Source organism: Helicobacter pylori SA213A, assembly GCF_000476275.1.
In the GTDB taxonomy this organism is placed as follows: domain Bacteria; phylum Campylobacterota; class Campylobacteria; order Campylobacterales; family Helicobacteraceae; genus Helicobacter; species Helicobacter pylori_CL.
Genome location: NZ_CBOM010000040.1, coordinates 1 through 2,380 on the forward strand (window position 1 = coordinate 1; position 2,380 = coordinate 2,380).

Genomic DNA, 2,380 nt, shown 5'->3' on the forward strand with positions numbered 1-2,380 from the left:
CATTCTTAACCCTACAAGATGATTTTTATGGATTAAAAATAATTAAGGGAGAAAGAGATGAGTGATTGCAAAATGAGTAGGGTTAGTAGGGAATTGTTTAATAATATTAAGTCATTTTTACACCATAAGCTTAAAACAATGATACGCATTCAAAGCGTGAATGATTTACAATTGGTCTTAAAATGGCAGGATAGAGTTTTAGAATGCCAAAGTCTTATCGCATTGAAAGAGCTCAATCACAAGCTTTATAATCAAGGCGTTAGGCATACGATTATGATGCAAGGCTTGTTTTTGTTCTTTGAATATTTTGATAATAGGATTAAGCTCAAATCCTTGCACAATCTAGCAGAAGAACAGGTTATAGACTTCTTATTTGGATTAGCCAAAAACAGGAAGCCAAGCTCTATGGCTAAATATGTGATGGTTTTAAGACAATTCTTTGATTATTTAGACAAGAAAAGAAACTATAGCTTTGATTTTGAACTTAAAAATCTATCGTTTGCCAAGAAAGAAACGCATTTGCCTAAACATTTGAATAAAAATGATTTTAAGGCTTTTATCCAAGCTCTTCTAAAATACCATCCCAAAACCAGTTTTGAAAAACGCAATCAGTGTATTTTGCTGCTCATTGCATTAGGGGGATTAAGGAAGTTTGAAGCCTTAGATTTGGAGCTAAAAAACATTGCTTTAGAAAATAACCACTACCGCCTTTTAATCAAAGGAAAAAACAACAAAGAGAGATACGCTTATATTGAAAAAGAGTTTTTGCAAATTCCTTTGAATGCGTGGCTTAGCGATACTAAACGATTAAAGAGTTTTAAGGGGCGTTTTGTATTTAAGAAAGCAAAAAACAACACCACACAAAAAACTTGCTCTTTAAAGGGCTTTATCGCTAAAATTTTTAAGCTCTCTAATATTGATGTAAAATCTTATGGATTAGGTTTGCATCTTTTTAGGCATAGTTTTGCTACTTTTATTTATGATGAAACACAGGATTTGGTTTTAACTTCAAAAGCGTTGGGTCATAGTTCTTTGCTTTCTACTAAAATCTATATCCATACCACTCAAGAACACAATAAAAAAGTGGCTCTTGTGTTAGGGGGGTTATTAAGAAATGAAAAAAGCGAGTAGGTTTTTAAAAAATTTGATTTATTTTGATTTTTGAGTTATAATGTGCTTACATTCAATGGGCTAACCGAAGCCCACCTTTTTTCACAAACTACTTAAATTTTCCAAGTCTTTATTCCCAATGCTTTTAATTAAATCATCTAAAAACAAGGCGATTTTACTTGGTTCTACACTTATATTCATAGGCATTTTTGCCCTATCATTGTCTTTTAACCCAGTGAAATAAGTCGTAATGCGTGGGCGGTTGTTTGGTTTGGTTTTGAGTAAGTTTTCCCAATGATATGCGCGATTTCTAATCGTCCATAGCAAGTTTAAAGCAATATGAACCTTTGAGGCACTAGATAATGGATTTTTTTTATTGTTGATGAATAATGCATTTTTATTATTGGGGTAATAGGATTTGAAATTGATGCGCTTTAAATCTAATATTACCCCCTCTAATTTATAGTAAAAAACAAGATTAATCACTGCCCCTAAAGACATTTTAGATAAAATCAGAGAATGCGTGATTTCTTTTTTCTTTTTTCTTTTCTTGTTTTGATCGTTTTGATCGTTAATTAAATTTGTTAAAGAATCTTCACTAAATACCCAATCACTCCCTTTGATTTGGGTTAAACAATAATCTAAAGCGTTGCGTAAATAAATTTCTAAGCTAGAGATTTTAGGCGTGATGAAAGAAATAAGTTTCAAATTTTCTTTGTATTGCTCTAGGCTGTCATAAGTATCTAATCTTTCTTTAGATAAAATGAGCGTAATATCATTTTTGAAATGTTGTAAATCTTGCATGATTTCTCTTAAGGTTTTTTGAAAAATTATCACTAAAAATAATTTTCAAAAATTGCCCTAAAATGGCCTTTATCATTTGCTAGATCTATGAGACTTGGGAAGTTCAATCGTCTCCACGCCCACTCTAACACCAGGATGTCCTGGCATGTCTCTCATGTTAGCCGTGGTGCTGTTTATCGTAGATTTTGCGTCTTTATAAGCTTCTAGCGTTCTGCCAAACGCTGAACGACCCACACTCTTAAAACTTCCAGCTATGGCTCCAGCTCCAGCACTAGCTATTTGCACCCCCTGATATACAAAGCTTTTAGCATCCGTTAGACCGCCTTGTGTGCCAAAGATAGCGTTAATCATTTCGGGGACTTTTTGAATGAATGTCAGCGAAATTCCTATTACTACAATAATGCCAAATTTAGCCACTATTTCATTGCTCCCTCCCACTTTGATTGCGTATTGTAATGCAAAAGAG

General features: G+C 33.2%; 3 protein-coding genes and 1 pseudogene. 2 read left to right on the forward strand and 2 right to left on the reverse strand.

The window, feature by feature from the left end; all coding sequences use genetic code 11:
* The first annotated feature begins 57 nt into the window (after positions 1–57).
* Positions 58–1,131, forward strand: coding sequence for a tyrosine-type recombinase/integrase (locus tag QT74_RS07710; protein WP_033765892.1), 1,074 nt, complete (start codon positions 58–60; stop codon positions 1,129–1,131).
* An 81-nt stretch (positions 1,132–1,212) separates the two neighbouring features.
* Here QT74_RS07710 and QT74_RS07715 read toward each other — a convergent pair whose 3' ends face one another.
* The gene (locus QT74_RS07715) at positions 1,213–1,914 is read right to left on the reverse strand and encodes a CAAX amino protease (RefSeq protein WP_033765894.1); all 702 of its coding nucleotides are present in this window, start codon (positions 1,912–1,914) and stop codon (positions 1,213–1,215) included.
* A gap of 72 nt (positions 1,915–1,986) precedes the next feature.
* Positions 1,987–2,265 (reverse strand): hypothetical protein, encoded by a 279-nt coding sequence (locus QT74_RS08600; protein WP_458860937.1) that lies wholly within the window; start codon positions 2,263–2,265, stop codon positions 1,987–1,989.
* 49 nt (positions 2,266–2,314) lie between these two features.
* Here QT74_RS08600 and QT74_RS08890 point away from each other — a divergent pair.
* A pseudogene (locus QT74_RS08890) lies at positions 2,315–2,380 on the forward strand (DUF1104 domain-containing protein); the annotation flags it as partial.

Excerpts from the sequence above, each read along its gene's own strand:
- QT74_RS07710 (WP_033765892.1), top strand. The coding sequence starts at position 58 with ATGAGTGATTGCAAAATGAGTAGGGTTAGTAGGGAATTGTTTAATAAT.
- QT74_RS07715 (WP_033765894.1), bottom strand. The coding sequence starts at position 1,914 with ATGCAAGATTTACAACATTTCAAAAATGATATTACGCTCATTTTATCT.
- QT74_RS08600 (WP_458860937.1), bottom strand. The coding sequence starts at position 2,265 with ATGATTAACGCTATCTTTGGCACACAAGGCGGTCTAACGGATGCTAAA.